This is a genomic window from Gymnodinialimonas ulvae, assembly GCF_037543845.1.
In the GTDB taxonomy this organism is placed as follows: domain Bacteria; phylum Pseudomonadota; class Alphaproteobacteria; order Rhodobacterales; family Rhodobacteraceae; genus Gymnodinialimonas; species Gymnodinialimonas ulvae.
Genome location: NZ_JBBIFX010000003.1, coordinates 542,454 through 556,905 on the forward strand (window position 1 = coordinate 542,454; position 14,452 = coordinate 556,905).

18 protein-coding genes are annotated in these 14,452 nt (G+C 63.1%); 8 read left to right on the forward strand and 10 right to left on the reverse strand.

The genetic code is table 11. From position 1 onward, the window contains the following. Positions 1-12 precede the first annotated feature (12 nt). Positions 13-1,056, forward strand: a complete 1,044-nt coding sequence (locus V8J83_RS16715) for a Hint domain-containing protein (RefSeq protein ID WP_339987583.1) — start codon at positions 13-15, stop codon at positions 1,054-1,056. Here the strand turns inward: V8J83_RS16715 and V8J83_RS16720 are convergent. Genes V8J83_RS16720 through dapD form a run of 3 tightly spaced genes read right to left on the reverse strand, consistent with a single transcriptional unit; the run spans position 1,053 to position 2,520 of the window. Continuing rightward, a complete protein-coding gene (locus tag V8J83_RS16720; RefSeq protein ID WP_339987585.1) occupies positions 1,053-1,433 on the reverse strand; it encodes a DUF8846 family protein in 381 nt (126 codons plus the stop codon). The genes V8J83_RS16715 and V8J83_RS16720 overlap by 4 nt on opposite strands. A 3-nt stretch (positions 1,434-1,436) precedes the next feature. Beyond that, entirely contained in the window at positions 1,437-1,688 is a 252-nt protein-coding gene (locus tag V8J83_RS16725; RefSeq protein WP_339987587.1) for a GlsB/YeaQ/YmgE family stress response membrane protein, read from the reverse strand. A 4-nt stretch (positions 1,689-1,692) separates the two neighbouring features. After that, positions 1,693-2,520, reverse strand: a complete 828-nt coding sequence (gene dapD / locus V8J83_RS16730; RefSeq protein WP_339987588.1) for a 2,3,4,5-tetrahydropyridine-2,6-dicarboxylate N-succinyltransferase — start codon at positions 2,518-2,520, stop codon at positions 1,693-1,695. Positions 2,521-2,709: 189 nt separating this feature from the next. On the opposite strand from dapD, the gene V8J83_RS16735 reads away from it, so the two are divergent. The 3 genes from V8J83_RS16735 (at position 2,710) to V8J83_RS16745 (ending at position 4,032) form a co-directional block, all read left to right on the forward strand. Next, entirely contained in the window at positions 2,710-3,099 is a 390-nt protein-coding gene (locus V8J83_RS16735; RefSeq protein WP_339987589.1) for a hypothetical protein, read from the forward strand. 83 nt (positions 3,100-3,182) lie between these two features. After that, entirely contained in the window at positions 3,183-3,593 is a 411-nt protein-coding gene (locus V8J83_RS16740) for a hypothetical protein (RefSeq protein ID WP_339987590.1), read from the forward strand. A gap of 64 nt (positions 3,594-3,657) precedes the next feature. Further along, positions 3,658-4,032: a hypothetical protein gene (locus tag V8J83_RS16745; RefSeq protein WP_339987592.1), complete on the forward strand. Its 375-nt coding sequence runs from the start codon at positions 3,658-3,660 to the stop codon at positions 4,030-4,032. Between the two features lie 535 nt (positions 4,033-4,567). Here the strand turns inward: V8J83_RS16745 and V8J83_RS16750 are convergent. Then, positions 4,568-5,275 (reverse strand): 1-acyl-sn-glycerol-3-phosphate acyltransferase, encoded by a 708-nt coding sequence (locus V8J83_RS16750; RefSeq protein WP_339987593.1) that lies wholly within the window; start codon positions 5,273-5,275, stop codon positions 4,568-4,570. 74 nt (positions 5,276-5,349) lie between these two features. On the opposite strand from V8J83_RS16750, the gene V8J83_RS16755 reads away from it, so the two are divergent. Beyond that, entirely contained in the window at positions 5,350-6,189 is an 840-nt protein-coding gene (locus V8J83_RS16755) for an LOG family protein (RefSeq protein WP_339987594.1), read from the forward strand. Between the two features lie 17 nt (positions 6,190-6,206). Here V8J83_RS16755 and V8J83_RS16760 read toward each other — a convergent pair whose 3' ends face one another. The 5 genes from V8J83_RS16760 to V8J83_RS16780 form a co-directional block, all read right to left on the reverse strand. Then, positions 6,207-6,770 (reverse strand): outer membrane protein, encoded by a 564-nt coding sequence (locus V8J83_RS16760; RefSeq protein WP_339987595.1) that lies wholly within the window; start codon positions 6,768-6,770, stop codon positions 6,207-6,209. Positions 6,771-6,983: 213 nt separating this feature from the next. Continuing rightward, positions 6,984-7,553 (reverse strand): outer membrane protein, encoded by a 570-nt coding sequence (locus V8J83_RS16765; RefSeq protein ID WP_339987596.1) that lies wholly within the window; start codon positions 7,551-7,553, stop codon positions 6,984-6,986. A 158-nt stretch (positions 7,554-7,711) separates the two neighbouring features. Then, positions 7,712-8,617: a penicillin-insensitive murein endopeptidase gene (gene mepA, locus V8J83_RS16770; protein ID WP_339987598.1), complete on the reverse strand. Its 906-nt coding sequence runs from the start codon at positions 8,615-8,617 to the stop codon at positions 7,712-7,714. Then, entirely contained in the window at positions 8,614-10,011 is a 1,398-nt protein-coding gene (locus V8J83_RS16775; RefSeq protein WP_339987599.1) for an MFS transporter, read from the reverse strand. Before V8J83_RS16775 ends, mepA begins: the two co-directional genes overlap by 4 nt. A 51-nt stretch (positions 10,012-10,062) precedes the next feature. Then, on the reverse strand, positions 10,063-10,593 hold the full coding sequence (locus V8J83_RS16780) for an acyl-CoA thioesterase (protein ID WP_339987600.1): 531 nt from the start codon (positions 10,591-10,593) through the stop codon (positions 10,063-10,065). Positions 10,594-10,741: 148 nt separating this feature from the next. Between V8J83_RS16780 and V8J83_RS16785 the strand changes: the two genes are divergently transcribed. After that, positions 10,742-11,029 carry a YggT family protein gene (locus tag V8J83_RS16785; RefSeq protein WP_339987601.1) on the forward strand — a complete coding sequence of 96 codons (288 nt, stop codon included), beginning with the start codon at positions 10,742-10,744 and terminating at the stop codon, positions 11,027-11,029. A 24-nt stretch (positions 11,030-11,053) separates the two neighbouring features. On the opposite strand, the gene msrA is transcribed toward V8J83_RS16785, so the two are convergent. After that, positions 11,054-11,731: a peptide-methionine (S)-S-oxide reductase MsrA gene (gene msrA / locus V8J83_RS16790; protein ID WP_339987602.1), complete on the reverse strand. Its 678-nt coding sequence runs from the start codon at positions 11,729-11,731 to the stop codon at positions 11,054-11,056. A gap of 148 nt (positions 11,732-11,879) precedes the next feature. Here msrA and V8J83_RS16795 point away from each other — a divergent pair, with 148 nt between their 5' ends. Both V8J83_RS16795 and V8J83_RS16800 read left to right on the forward strand, forming a co-directional pair. After that, on the forward strand, positions 11,880-12,581 hold the full coding sequence (locus tag V8J83_RS16795; protein WP_339987604.1) for a sulfotransferase-like domain-containing protein: 702 nt from the start codon (positions 11,880-11,882) through the stop codon (positions 12,579-12,581). Between the two features lie 60 nt (positions 12,582-12,641). After that, complete coding sequence (locus tag V8J83_RS16800; RefSeq protein ID WP_339987605.1) at positions 12,642-14,426, forward strand: adenine deaminase; 1,785 nt, start codon at positions 12,642-12,644, stop codon at positions 14,424-14,426. The last annotated feature ends 26 nt before the right edge of the window (positions 14,427-14,452 follow it).

Below are 14,452 nucleotides of genomic sequence, written 5' to 3' on the forward strand. Positions count from 1 at the left end.
GGACGCGCGCGCATGTCATGGACCACCATATGGGCCGAAGGCCACGCGATCCGGATGCCCCGGACGCCGCTGGACACGGCCCTCCGGGCGATGACCCTTTGGCTTGAATTGACCGGCCCGCGCCGCCCGCCGCACAGGCGTGGGCAGGCCGCCGATGTGCCGCTGCGCCTATGGCGCGGGCAGGCGGGTGACACCGGCAGCGCGATCCAGCTTTACCTGATGTCCGACAATGCCCTGCGACTGGTGCATGGTGAGATCGACCTGTGCACGTCGCCCGATATGCTGCGCCCCGGCGAGACCATCGGCTTGCGCTATGTGGCCTGCCATGAGGGGCGGCGCGATGTGTTGGAAGTCACGAATTATGATCAGGGCCAGAGTCAAAGCCTGCGCGCCGGGCTGGCGCAGACGGCGCGTGTATCCGACGCGACCCCGGCCGATGACGGCTACCTGAACGTGGCCCATATCGCGGCGATTGCGCCCTGCGTTGTGCCGGCGACCGACCTGCCCGGTATCGAAAGCGGCGCCGTGGTGGCCACGGCGCAGGGGCCGCGCCCGGTGGATGCCCTGCGGGAGGGCGATCTGCTGCTGGATGACAGTGGCGCGACGCATCCGCTGCGCTGGATCGAAGCGCGCACGCGGCTTTGCATGGGGCGCACCGCGCCGATGCGGCTGCGCGCGCCGTATTTCGGACTGGCGCGCGATCTGGTGGTCACGCCGCAGACGCGCCTTCTGCAATCGGGTCCGGTGGTCGATTACCTGTGCGGCACCGAGGCGGTCCTTGCCAACGCCCGCGACCTTGCCAACGGGCGCGCGGTGTTTCGCGACCGGGACAAACCGGTGCGGACGTTCTTTCACATGATGCTCGATGATCCGACCTGTATCATCGTGGAAAACTGCCCCATCGAGACCGCGCATCTGGGGGATGTGATGGCCTTGGCCGATCCGCAGGTCGGGCTCGCCGCTGCGCCAAGTGCGCGCGACACGACACCCTCGTTGCCGTTGCTCGACAGGGCCACGGCGCGGGCGCTTCTGACCGCCAATTCGCGGGCGGCCTAAGCCTTTTCCTCACCGTCGAAGAACGGCGTCATCTGCACGACGATCACGGCATTTTCGGCGCGCGCCCGGTCCATCAATTCGCGTTCTTCGGCGTTGATCTCATCGCCCTGCGCCGCACGCTCGGCCCGTGTACCATAGCCCGTCACGTCAAGCGGGTTCAGATCGGCCTGCTTGAGCACGGCCACCGTCTCGCGCACCGCCTCGGCCTCGTCCACGCCACTGGCAAAGCACAAAAGCCCCGCGCCGGTGGAGCCGTCGGGAAGGCCATCGCCATCCTTGCGGCCCACCTGAACGAGCAAGGTGTAGACGTCCGTGGGGCGTTTGGGTTTTTTCGGTTTCGGCTTCGGCTTCGGCTTGCCATCGTCGGGGCGCGACATGCTCTACCGTCCCCGAAGAAAGCGGATCACCGCGATCAGGATGCACGCGCCCATGAAGCCCGCGAAGCCTTGGCTGATCCACGTGGGGGAGGTCGTCGCCCCCACAAGACCCAGAATGAAATTCCCGACAATCGCGCCAACGATGCCCAGGACCACATTCGTCAGGATGCCGGTGCGGGCCTGCATGAACATCGACGCTGCCCACCCGGCAAGGCCGCCCACGAATATCGCCGCGATCAATCCCAGACCCTGCATGCGCTCAGTCCCGCAGCAATTCGTTGATCGAGGTCTTCGACCGCGTCTGCGCGTCCACGCGCTTCACGATCACCGCGCAATAGAGGTTCACACCGTTCTTCGACGGCATCGACCCCGCCACGACAACCGACCCGGCGGGCACTTCGCCATACATGACGTCACCGGTTTCGCGATCCACGATCTTGGTGGATTTGCCGATGAACACGCCCATGCCAAGCACCGAGCCTTCGCGCACGATGCAGCCTTCGACCACCTCGGACCGCGCGCCGATGAAGCAATCGTCTTCGATGATGGTCGGCCCCGCCTGCATCGGCTCCAACACGCCGCCGATGCCAACGCCACCCGACAGGTGCACGTTGCGGCCGATCTGCGCACAGCTTCCCACGGTGGCCCATGTGTCCACCATCGTGCCGCTGTCCACATAGGCGCCGAGGTTCACGAACGACGGCATCAACACGACGCCGGGCGCGATATAGGCCGACTTGCGCACGACGCAGTTGGGCACGGCGCGGAAGCCCGCAGCCGCCCATTCGTTCTCGCCCCAGCCTTTCCACTTGCTGTCGACCTTGTCCCACCACGATCCGCCTTGGGCGCTGCCGCCCTGCATCTCCATATCCTTCAGGCGGAAGCCCAGAAGCACGGCCTTCTTGGCCCATTGGTTGACGTGCCAATCACCGCCCGCCTGCTTTTCCGCCACGCGCAGCGACCCGCTGTCCAAAGCGTTCAAGGTATCCTCGATCGCCTCGCGGGTCTCACCGGTGGTCGCGGGCGTGATGGTATCGCGCGCGTCCCAGGCGGCTTCGATGGCGGTCTCGAGTTGGGCATTGGACATGGGCTTGGGCTCCTTGACGAGAGGGCAACGGTTCGCGCGGGCTATAGAGGCGGGCCGGTCGCATTGCAACGCGGCAGGCGGATCGCAGGACTTTCAGGATCCGCGAAGCGGGGGCGCATCCGCAAAAAATCTTGATTTTCAATCAACCCTTGCACACGATCCCGGTCAACAAACTGGGGGACATCAAAAATGACCAAAATTTCATTCGTGGCTGCCGCCGCGTTGGCGCTGCTGGCGTCAGGCTGCGTCGCCGTTCCGATTGGACCTGTGACCAGCGGTGGTGGCGGCACATCCAGCTCACTGGCCAGCGTTGTGGGTGGCGGGCAAGCTTACGTGAATACGCAAACCGGCCAGAGATTGAACTTGTGGAGCGACGGGGGCTACACCATGACAACCGGCGGTCAGCAATCCTTCGGAACATGGCGCACCGTCGAAAACCCGGTTTCGATGTGCTTCACCGGCCCGGTTGCGGCCTATGCGGGCGGTGCCTGCGTGCGGGTCCGGTATGACGGCGATTTCCTCGAACTGTACGATGTTTCGGGATCGTTTGTCGCCGAATCCTGGGCCGTTGAAGGATAAATCCCGATTGCGCATCGGCCCCAGACCACTTGGCAGGTCCGGGGCCCTGTTCCAAAACACTTTGAAAAGCTAGTCCCATGAAAATGATCAAACTTTCCTTTGCCGCCTTCGCGGCTCTTGCCCTGTCCGGCTGTGTGGTTCTGGACGAGGCCCCTGCGGGTGCGGTCGGCCCAGGCCCGTTTCTGACCGGCGGCGGGGCCGCTGCGCCCGCACCCGCCGCTGCACCCGACCTGGGCAGCCGGTTGGCGGGTCGGACGCTTGTTGGCGGTCCGGAAATGCAGGGTGCGACATGGACCCTGCGCAATGACGGGTTTTCGGTCACAACCGCACCAAACGGACAGCAACTTGGCGGCGGTCAGTGGTATACCGAGGGTCGGCAGTTGTGCCACGAAAGCTTCGGTGGCGGCTTTGACTGCGCCATCGCCGAGATTTCCGGCTCAACCCTTCGACTGACGTATGGGGACGGCCGGTCAGCGGTCTTCACGATCACCTAGGCATAGCGTCGCCGCCAATGCGGGGTGTCAGACCCCTTCACAGCCTCTTAGAAAGACCAATTCCATGCGCCTTACAACTCTCACCCTCGCCGCCGTCGCCTCTATCGGCCTCTCGGCCTGCGTCACCGTTCCCACTGTCCCCGGCACCTCGCCCGCGCCGCAGGGGGCCGTGTCCCTGCAACAGCGCCTCAGCGGTGCGCAGTTGATCAACAATGACGAACAACACAGGCTTCTGCCCGGTGGGCAGGTGGCAGGTCGTATCTTTTTCGGGCCGTCCGAACGCGACTTTTCGCCGGTCAATGGGACCTGGTCAGTCAATGGAAACACCTTTTGCTTCGGTGTCGAGGTCAGCGAGCCATTCTGCGGCCCGGCGGAAATCTCCGGCAACCGGCTGATCCATTATTCCGACGGCGGCACGATGACCTGGGTGATCGAATAACGCATCATACGCGCGGTGTGCCACCGCCAGCCAAGGAGGCTCGAATGGAAGGCCTCCGGGGTGGCTTGTGGGGCTCCGCGCGTTCACGATCAAGCCGAAGGGACCTAAAATGATGATGCTCAAATTGTGCACCGCGACGGCTGTTGCCCTGATCCTGTCTGGCTGCGTCGTGCTCGACACAGCCCCGCCCTAGGCCGTCGACCCCGGCCCGTTCCTGACCGGCAATTTCAACGGCCCCGCAGCCGCCCCTGCACCAGCCGCCGCGCCCGACCTGCGCAGCCAATTGGCGGGCCGAACGCTGTCCTCTCCTGACCTTACGGATCGGGTGTTTGTCCTGGACGCCAGTGGCGCCCTGTTGATGAGGGCCCTCAACGGAGCACAGATTGAGACCAGTCGGTGGTATACCGAGGGTCGGCAGCTCTGTTTTGAACACCGCGCTGGCACCTCTGAGTGCACCATCGCCGTTGTCAGCGGCTCGACCCTTCGGCTGATGCAAGGGGACGGACGCGTAACGACTTATACCATCAGCTAGGCCTTACGCCGCTGGCCAATGGGGGGGCGCGTTGAAGCGCTCCTCCAGATCGGCGTTGAACGCGTCCAATGGCAGACTGGTATCCAGCCCGTCCTCCAGCCGCGCAATCGTGATGTTCACGTGCCGCCGCCCCTTGTGGATGCCGATAAAGCTCCAGAACAGATCGCGGATGGATTTATCGTATTTGCTCAAGCCCTGAATGCGCAGAATTGCGACCGGGCAGCCGGGATTGGCGCGCAATGTCTCATAAGCGCCGCTGAAATGCGGCAGAATGATCTCATGGGCCTGACGCTTGGCCTGCCCGCCGGGAAACAGCAGGACAATCTTGCCGCTTTGGATGGTGTCGTTCAGCTTGTCCTGCGCCCATTCTTTCCGCTCGGCCCGCTTTTCGGCTGGCCAGCTTTTGGGCGAGGACAGCGGAATGCAGCCGGACGGGGCCAGAACCAGAAACTGCGCAGGGTGATAATATTCGTTGTAATGCACCGCCGGCAGAACCCGGCGCGTGGGATACAGCATCGAGGCCACCATCGGCCCGTCCAGCCGCGTCACATGGGTGGCAAGGATCAACCCGCCCGGCATGTCCTGCAGCAGGTGCTTGTTGGAGATGCTGATATTGTAGAACAGCCCGAAATAGGTGCGCAGGCAGACAAAGAAGAAATGACGCAGAACCCGTCCAAGGGTCGCATCCACAAACCGTTTCATCCCGTTCATCCAAACGCCCAGTTGCTGCGCGACCCCGGGTAAGGGTATAGGCGTTCAACCGCCCTGCAACTACGGGAATCCGTATGAAAGACGATCGCCGCCCCTTCCGTGATGCCCATGAGGACATCGAATATTCCAAAGCGCTTCCCGATACGCCGCAGGCCCAGTCGCCCGCCTATCGCCTCGCCTTTGCCGATCCGGATTTCCTGTGCCGGGATGAATTGCGCCCGGTGCGGTTGCAGCTTGAGCTTCTCAAGCCGCAGCTTGGCCTCGACGAGCGTGGCATCGAAAGCACCATCGTCCTGTTCGGTGGCGCACGGATCCCCCGGCCCGAGGATCGCGACACCGCCCGCAGTGACACATTGCGCGACATGTCGAAATACTACGATGAGGCCCGTGAATTCGCCCGCGTTATTACGGAGCGCAGCGTTGAAACCAACTGCACCCAGAATGTCGTCGTCACCGGCGGCGGGCCGGGTGTTATGGAGGCGGGCAATCGCGGTGCTGCGGATGCGGGGGGATGTTCCATCGGCCTCAACATCGTGTTGCCGCATGAACAGGAACCGAACCGCTACGTCACGCCTGAATTGTGTTTCAACTTCCATTACTTCGCGATCCGCAAAATGCACTTCCTGATGCGCGCCAAGGCCATCGCGGTGTTCCCCGGCGGCTTCGGCACGCTGGACGAGACGTTTGAGGCGCTGACGTTGATCCAGACGGGGCGTATGGAGCAGGTGCCCGTCCTGCTGTTCGGGGAAGACTTCTGGCGCGAGATCGTCAATTGGGACGCATTGGTGCGCGCCGGTACGATCTCGGCCGATGACCTGAACCTGTTCCGCTTTGTGGAAACGGCTCAGGATGCGCTGGAGGTGATCGACACCTGGACGCTCAGCGGCAAGCGTGGCGAGATACCGGGGCGCTAAGGCACCCCGGTACAATCTCAGAAATTGATATTGAACTGCGCGCTGAGCGTCGTCTGCGTGACGGAATTGTCGGCGCCTTCATTGAAGTTCTGGTAGCTTTCGCGCACCGCTTCGACACCGATGTCGGTCGATTGGCCAAGGCTGTACAAAACGCCGAGCCCGCCAAACGTTCCGAACGAAGACGTATCGCCGAACCCGATGGTATCCTGAAACGTCATGCGGCCGATCCCCGCCGTGCCATAGGGCAGGAACCGCCCCAGGTCATACCCGAAAGTGCCGCCGATCCGCGAGGTTGTGACGCGCGTATCTGTGCCGCCCAGATCCGGCTCGGACACCAGAAATTCAATCTCGGCGCCATAGACGAAGGCATCGCGCTGCCGACGGAAACCGAAGTGACCACCGCCTTGGATCCCGTCCAACTCTTCTTCGAGCCCGGGGGCGGAATCCAGCGTGAAGGAGCTCTCAAGGCGATTGCCAAGCTGCACGCCAAGGTAATTGCCAGCCCAGGTATCGCCAGTGGATTGTGCAAATGCAGGGGTGGAGAGGGCCATTGCAACCAATGGCAAAACAATGCGGTTCATTTCGAACTCCGTTAATTTTGACTGCCCGACCGTTTTTCGGCCTTTCCTCAGCTATAAAACAAGTTTTGCGAAATCTCACAGGCTTTTTGTGAGACGGATCAGCGTGTTGCAATTGCGCAAGTGCCCTTTGACGCGAGCCAAAGGGATCAGCGGTGGCCCAAATGAAAAGGCGCACCCGATGGTGCGCCTTTTCCAATCACTTGGACGATCCGATCAGAACGCGAAGGCCACGTTCAATCCGAACGTGGTGAAGCTGCCATCTGCGGATCCGCCGGCAATGCCGGAGAATTCGTGCTGCAACGCCTCGGCCCCGATCAGGATCCGGTCACTGGCGCGGAAATCCAGGCCCACGCCGTAGAAAAAGCCGCTGTCCGTGGACGACAAGGTCTGAAACTCGAGATCCGCCTCGACATACCCGGCGGTCGCGTAAGGCAGGGCATTGCCAAGGTCATAGCCAACCTCACCCCCCACGCGGAGCAGCTGCGCGTCATAGTCGAGGTTCAGGGTCGTCGCCCCAAGGGTGACCTCGCCGAAGTCGAAATTGCCACGCACGAAGTCAATTTCGGCCCCGATGGTGACATTGCCCAGATCGTAGCGATACCCGGCGAAGACGCCGCTCAACGTGCCGTCGAAATCGGTCCCGGCGGTTTGGCCGTCCATCGTCTCGACCTGGATACCGCCGTAGAACTCGGTCCAGTCGGGCTGAACCGTCGGGCGGACGGGCGGCGGCGAGGATGGCGCGACGCCACCGGCGAATGCGGGCCCCGACAACAGGATTGCCAAGATGGGAAGAACGAATGTGCGCAAGGGACTCTCCAAAGACTAGGGAGGCAGCATAAGGCATTAGCATAAATAGCCCCGCCCGTTGGATCACGGGTTTTGGCCGAAACCGGCCGAGCTTGGGGCGCGGTGTTGCAGATTTGCCCTTCGCGCGGGTCGCCTCAGTTCAGCTCGCTCAGCAACGAAATGCATTGGTTCGGGACGTCCTGCAACGCGACCCGCATCCCGCGCGGGGGTTGCGCGGGCGGAGGCGTCGTATCCGGCGGGCCGGGCGGCGGCGGGTTCAAAATGCGCGCCGCGCGGTCATAGGCTTCCTGACAGCCATCGCCTTGCGGAAGCGGCTGGTTCTGGCAATTGCGGTCGCCCGCGGGGCATTCAAGGCGCACATGGAAATGGTAGTGATGGCCATTGGCGGGGCGAATATGGCTGAGCCAATCTCTGTCGCCGGTGACGTTTTCGCACAGCCACACCTTCACCCCGGTGGTCACGAAAATCCGCGCCGTGCGCGGATCTGTGGCCGCAAGGCGCAGAACCTCTGCATGCTCCTGCGTCCAGTTTTCATTGACCGAAGCGCCGCGTTGCGCCCGGACCGAGATGGAGGACAGGTTCTCACGATCCTCACGGGTCAGGCTCAGGTCACGCGCCGGCAGCATCCAGATATCGACGTCGATGCCCGATTGGTGGCTCGCATGCCCGGTCAGCATCGGCCCGCCGCGCGGCTGCGCCATGTCGCCGACGTAAAGCCCCTGCCAGGACGTGCTGGCCGCGACATTGGCGCTGAGTGTTTCGATGTAGTCAATCAGTTCCGTGTGACCCCAATTGCGGTTCCGGCTTAGCCGCATCGCCTGCCAGGTTGGCCCGGTTTCCGGCAGCTCCATCCCTCCCGCAAGGCAGCCGTTGGAATAAAACCCAATGGCTTCGGACGCCCCGGAGGAGGCGCTGGTCTCGGCCCCGAAGAATTGCCGCGCTTCCTGACCGGAGATCGTTGGATCAAGTTGAACGGTGGATCCGCCACCCGACCCGCAAGCCGCCAAGATCATCAACGCAAATGGGAAAAATCGTTTCATGACGCGTCCTCACCCTCATAATTGCGGCCCTTGGGATCCACCCAGAATAGCAGGATCAGGCCAATCAGAAAAAGCACCACCAACGGCACAACACCGATCTGCTGAGATCCGCTGATCTGGGTCATGACCCCGATGGACAAAGGCGCGATGAACGACGTGGCCTTGCCCGCCAGCGCATAAAGCCCGAAGGCTTCGGTCATGCGGTCGGGATAGGCCTGCCGCACCAGCATCGTGCGCGAGGCCGATTGCAACGCCCCGCCGCAGGCCCCGATGAACGCGCCCAGAATGTAGAAGGAAATGTCGGGCAAGCGCGAGCCTTCGTCTACGGGCAAGCCGAAGACGCTGTCGCGGCTGACAAACACAACCGCCAGCGCCACGCAGGTCAGCACGATCACGTTCAGCACAATCACCGGTTTCGGCCCGAACGCGCCGTCCATCCGGCCGCCCAGCCACGAGAAAACCGCGCCAGTCAGAATGGCGAGGATGCCGAAGATGCCCACGTCCACGATGCTCCAGCCCAGCACACCGGAGGCGTAGATGCCGCCGAACACATACATCCCGTTGAGCGCGTCGCGGTAGAACATCGACGAGGCCAGGTAAAACATCAGCGGGCGTTCCGACGGCAACCGCTTGAGCGACACCACAAGCGACGGCCAGGCCCCGCGCAACGCCGCGCCCATCGGGATCGCGCCCGGCAATCTTTCATCGCGCACCCAAAGGAAGAACGGGATCATCCCGACCGCAAACCAGATCGCGGTCAACGGCCCGACCGCCCGCGTGCCTTCCCGTGCCTCTGCGTCCAAGCCGAACACCGGGTCCATGCCCAGAAGCGTTTTGCCCGTCTCGGCGTTCTCCGCAAAAAAGAACAGCATCAGGATCAGGGACAACAACCCGCCGACATAGCCCCAGGCAAAGCCGGTGCCAGAAATGCGCCCGATCTCGCGCCGATTGCCCAGCGACGGCAACATCGCGTTGGTGAAGATCGTCGCGAACTCCATCCCGATCAGGCCAATCGCGAACAGCACCAGCGTCGCGATCAGGTTGAAATCGCCCGGCGCGGCCCACCACAACCCGTAGGCGCCCACCACATACATCACCGAAAAGATGTAGATGAACGGCATCCGCCGCCCCGACAAATCCGCCATCGCGCCCAGGAACGGCGCCGAAATCGCGATCAGGAACCCCGCCGCACCGACACCATAGCCCCAGGCCGTCTGCGCCTGCGTCCCGTCGCCCAGCAATTCGTTGATATAGGGGCCGAATATGAACGTCAGCAGCAGGGTGTTGTATGGCTGGCTGGCCCAATCAAATGCCCACCATCCCCAGATGCGTTTGCGAAGGGTCGAGGCCGGGGTCGGGGTCGGGGTCGAGGCGGGGGGGGATGTGCGTTCCATGGGCGCAACCATCTTGCGGCGTGCCCGGTTTGTCCAATGTTTTGGCGGGGCTCAGACCTGCGGCGGCCAGGGACGTGTCGCATCCGCCGCAGCCCAGCCCTGCACCCATTCGGGCAACGGGCGGCTGGCTTCGCTGATCGCCATCGCGCGGGCGACATCATCGACCGGAGCCAACCGCCCCTTCTGCGTGACCCCGGTGCGCAGCAGTGCGTGGTTACAACAGGTCTCGCCGCGCCACATGGCCTGTTCGAGATAGAAGAACCGCGTGTCCCAGCCCAGAAACCGCGTCCGCATCTCGAAGGTTTGCAACGGCCTGATCCGCGAGCGGTAGCGCACGGTCGATCCCGCCACGACCAGACCCCATCCCTCTCGCTTCAACACATCCCAAAGCCCGATCCGGATCGCCAATGCCGTGCGCCCAAGGTCGAACAGGGTCAGGATGCGCCCGTTGTTCATCTCAAGGAAGTAATCGATGTCGAACGGCCAGCAGCGCATCGTCATCACATGCGTGTCGTAAAGCCCAAGGCGCGGCTTGCGACTTTCCTTGGCGGCGATGGCGAGGGTGCGGGCAAATGGATACATGGCCTGCAAATCGCGGAGCACGCGGCAAAGGACAAGAGGGCCGTCGCGTCAAATGCGCGTCGATTCCCGCAAATCTACATCGATTGCTTGCGGCGGCGCGATGTCCTGCCTATTTCCCGTGCAACATTCCATTGGCCGGACATGATCCATGACCTCTATCCTCCAGATCCTGATGCTGCTTCTGAGCGTGGCAAAATTCATCGTGATCGCGCATATCATCATGTCGTGGCTGATCAATTTCGGCGTGCTGAACATGGCGCAGCCCATCGTCGCGCAGATCTGGGACGGGTTGAACCGGCTGTTGGAGCCGATCTACGGCCCGATCCGGCGCATGTTGCCGAATATGGGTGGCCTCGATCTTGCGCCGCTGGTGGTGATCCTCGGGATCCTCGCGCTGGAGATCGTCATCCGCAACAACGCGGTGCTGTTCCTGTAGGTGCCTCGTAGCGGACGCCGTCCCCTATAGATGGTCCGCGGCGAAGGCGGCTTCCTGTCCCCAGATGTCGAGCACGCGCTGATCCCGGCCACAGGCGTCGCGGTACAGCTCGTAGGCGACGGATTTCCGGCGCGGGCCGAACCGGGTGAGGATGATCTCGTCCGACCGGTAGTAATCCTGATGATAGGCCTCGGCCTCGAAGAACGGGGCCGCATCGCGGATCGGCGTTACCACGCGCGCGCCCAGCACACCCTCGGCCTCAAGGATCGCGCCCCGTGCAATCTCGCGCTCCGCCGCGTCGCCTGTGAAAATCGCGGTCGTGTAACTTTCGCCCCGGTCACAGAACTGCCCCCCGGCATCCAGCGGATCGATCGAGCGCAGGAACAACCGCAACAGCGATGCATAGGGCAGCACATCGGCGTCATAGGTGATTTCCACCGCCTCCAGATGCCCCGTGCCGCCACGCACGACTTGCCGGTAGCTGGGGTCGGGAACCGTACCACCGGCGAACCCGGAGACGACCTCGATCACGCCATCGACCCGCTCGAAATCGCTCTCGACGCACCAGAAACACCCACCGGCGACCACGGCGGTGCGGATATCCTGCGCATGGGCCTTACCGTGGCCAAGGACGGCGCCAGTCAGAATTGCGGCGCTGAGGATCAGGGTCTTGAGGTTCTCGCGGATCGGGGTGCGGGACATGGGTGGGGTCCTTCGGTTAGCGTTGCAGGCAGCGAAACGCGACGCAGTCGGCATTGCAAGACACGCCCGCTTGATGTCACGAAAGGGTGAAACCGGTGGGATCCGATGCGTTACGAAAAAACGACAAAAAAACTACAGGAAAATTCATATGAAAATCGCGATGTGGTCGGGGCCCCGAAACCTGTCGACGGCGATGATGTACGCCTTCGGAAACCGCTCTGATTGCGAGGCCTGGGATGAGCCGTTCTACGCCGCCTACCTTGCAGCAACCGGTGCCGATCATCCGATGCGCACCGAGACAATCGCAAGCCAACCCGTCGATGTTCTGGACGTGATCGCAGACATTCGTGCGCCGCAGGACAGGCCGGTCCGATACCTCAAGCTGATGACCCATCACATGGTGCCGGACTTTCCGCTGGATTGGGCCAAGGACTGCGCGAATGTCCACCTGATCCGCCATCCCGCGCGTGTCATCGCAAGCTATGCCGCCAAGCGTGAAACGATCACTTTGGACGATATCGGCTTTGCCGAAGTGGCGCGTATATACGACGCCCTGCCCGGCCCCGTGATCGACAGCGCAGACATCCGCGCGGACCCCGCCCCGATGCTTCGCACGCTGTGTGCCGAGGTCGGGCTCCTCTTCGATCCGGCCATGCTGACATGGCAGGCCGGGCCGAAAACCTTCGATGGCGCCTGGGCTCCGCATTGGTACGATGCGGTGCACCGCTCCACCGGATTTGCAGGCGCAGAAGGCGAATTGCCCGAGGTCGCGCAAGCGCATCGCGGGCTGCTCGACGCGGCGCTGCCGATCTATGAAGCCATGTGGGCGCGGCGTTTGAAACTCCGCTAAGGCGTGCCGGTTTTCCAAACGACCCTTGCAGGCCCCGGGGCGCTTCGGCAAAACTGCGACATGGAGATTACCCCGTTCCCCACATGGCCCGATGTCGCCTCGGGTCTGGTTGCCACCGCCGCCGGGCGCGCGCCTGCCGATCTGGTTGTGATCAACGCGCGCGTCGTTCTGGTGCAGACGCGCGAAGTGATGGACGGCTGGCAGGTTGCCATAAAACAAGGCCGTTTCGCCTATGTCGGACCGGATGCAGCGCATTGCATCGGGGACGGGACGCAGGTTCAGGATCTTGACGGCAAATACCTGCTCCCCGGCCTCTGCGATGGGCACATGCATATCGAGTCAGGCATGCTGACGCCCGCCGAATTTGCCCGTGCCGTGATCCCGCACGGCACGACCAGCATGTTCACCGACCCCCACGAGATCGCCAATGTCTTCGGCCTGCGCGGGGTGCGGTTGATGCATGACGAGGCGTTGATGCAGCCCGTCAACATCTGGACGCAGATGCCCTCCTGCGCGCCCTCCGCGCCCGGATTGGAGACCACCGGCTACGAGATCGGTCCCGAAGATGTGGCCGAGGCGATGGCCTGGCCCGGGATCATCGGCCTGGGCGAGATGATGAACTTTCCCGGTGTGGTGAACGGCAGCCAGCAGATGCTGGCCGAGATTGCCGAGACGCAGAAGGCCGGCAAGACCGTTGGCGGGCACTACGCCTCGCCCGATCTGGGCCCCGCGTTCCACGCTTATGCCGCCGGTGGCCCCGCCGATGATCACGAAGGCACCAGTGAGACCGACGCGATTGCGCGGATGCGGCAAGGTATGCGGTCGATGATCCGCCTTGGGTCTGCGTGGTACGATATCGAAAGCCAGATCACCGCGATCACCGAACGTGGCCTCGACCCGCGCAACATGATCATCTGCACCGACGATTGCTTTGCCAAGACGCTGGTGGAGGAAGGGCATATGAACCGCGCCGTGCGCCATGCGATTGAATGTGGGTGCGATCCGTTGATCGCGCTGCAGATGGCCACGATCAACGCCGCGACGCATTTCGGGTTGGAGCGCGAGATTGGGCAGATTGCGCCGGGGCGGCGGGCGGATATGATCGTGACTTCCGATCTTGAGGCCCTGCCGATCGAGGCCGTCTATGGGCGCGGCGTGATGGTGGCCGAGGCGGGTCAGGTTCTGGTCGATTGCCCGCATCTGAAGTGGCCCGACGACACGCGCGCCTCCGTGCATCTCGGACGTGCATTGAAAGCGGCGGATTTCGAGATCCGGTCAGACGCCGAACGCGTCACCGCCAATGTGATCGGCGTGGTCGAAAACCAGGCACCCACCAAGGCGCTGATCAAGGACCTGCCGGTGCGGGACGGCATCGTGGAGCCCGACGGTATCGCGCAGATCGCGTTGGTCGAACGGCATCGCGGCACGGGCGGCGTGGTCAACGGGTTTGTCAGTGGCTTTGGCTACGGGCCGGGGATGGCGATGGCCTCAACGGTGGCGCACGACAGCCACCACATGATCGTCGTGGGCACAGACCGCGCGATGATGGCGCAGGCCGCGAACCGGTTGGCCGAGGTCGGTGGCGGCGTGACGCTGTGGCGCGACGGCGTGGAACAGGCGCTGGTGGAACTGCCTATCGCGGGCCTTATGTCAGATGCCCCTGCGGCGGAGGTCGCGGCGAAGGTCACGCGCCTGGTGGAAGCGATGGGTGATGCGGGATGCACGCTCAACAATGCCTATATGCAGCACTCGCTTTTGGCATTGGTCGTCATCCCGGAGTTGCGGATCAGCGACCTTGGGCTGGTGGACGTGCGGACGTTCGAATTAACGGAGGTTCTGCAGTGAGTTTCGCAGACGAGGTACGCGCGCGC

Bases quoted from the DNA above. Each gene is read 5' to 3' on its own strand.
- V8J83_RS16735 (WP_339987589.1), top strand. From the start codon at position 2,710: ATGACCAAAATTTCATTCGTGGCTGCCGCCGCGTTGGCGCTGCTGGCG.
- mepA (WP_339987598.1), bottom strand. From the start codon at position 8,617: ATGAAACGATTTTTCCCATTTGCGTTGATGATCTTGGCGGCTTGCGGG.
- V8J83_RS16750 (WP_339987593.1), bottom strand. From the start codon at position 5,275: ATGAACGGGATGAAACGGTTTGTGGATGCGACCCTTGGACGGGTTCTG.
- V8J83_RS16795 (WP_339987604.1), top strand. From the start codon at position 11,880: ATGAAAATCGCGATGTGGTCGGGGCCCCGAAACCTGTCGACGGCGATG.
- V8J83_RS16755 (WP_339987594.1), top strand. From the start codon at position 5,350: ATGAAAGACGATCGCCGCCCCTTCCGTGATGCCCATGAGGACATCGAA.
- V8J83_RS16760 (WP_339987595.1), bottom strand. From the start codon at position 6,770: ATGAACCGCATTGTTTTGCCATTGGTTGCAATGGCCCTCTCCACCCCT.
- V8J83_RS16725 (WP_339987587.1), bottom strand. From the start codon at position 1,688: ATGCAGGGTCTGGGATTGATCGCGGCGATATTCGTGGGCGGCCTTGCC.
- V8J83_RS16780 (WP_339987600.1), bottom strand. From the start codon at position 10,593: ATGTATCCATTTGCCCGCACCCTCGCCATCGCCGCCAAGGAAAGTCGC.
- V8J83_RS16775 (WP_339987599.1), bottom strand. From the start codon at position 10,011: ATGGAACGCACATCCCCCCCCGCCTCGACCCCGACCCCGACCCCGGCC.
- V8J83_RS16715 (WP_339987583.1), top strand. From the start codon at position 13: ATGTCATGGACCACCATATGGGCCGAAGGCCACGCGATCCGGATGCCC.
- V8J83_RS16800 (WP_339987605.1), top strand. From the start codon at position 12,642: ATGGAGATTACCCCGTTCCCCACATGGCCCGATGTCGCCTCGGGTCTG.
- msrA (WP_339987602.1), bottom strand. From the start codon at position 11,731: ATGTCCCGCACCCCGATCCGCGAGAACCTCAAGACCCTGATCCTCAGC.
- V8J83_RS16745 (WP_339987592.1), top strand. From the start codon at position 3,658: ATGCGCCTTACAACTCTCACCCTCGCCGCCGTCGCCTCTATCGGCCTC.
- dapD (WP_339987588.1), bottom strand. From the start codon at position 2,520: ATGTCCAATGCCCAACTCGAGACCGCCATCGAAGCCGCCTGGGACGCG.
- V8J83_RS16720 (WP_339987585.1), bottom strand. From the start codon at position 1,433: ATGTCGCGCCCCGACGATGGCAAGCCGAAGCCGAAGCCGAAACCGAAA.
- V8J83_RS16785 (WP_339987601.1), top strand. From the start codon at position 10,742: ATGACCTCTATCCTCCAGATCCTGATGCTGCTTCTGAGCGTGGCAAAA.
- V8J83_RS16740 (WP_339987590.1), top strand. From the start codon at position 3,183: ATGATCAAACTTTCCTTTGCCGCCTTCGCGGCTCTTGCCCTGTCCGGC.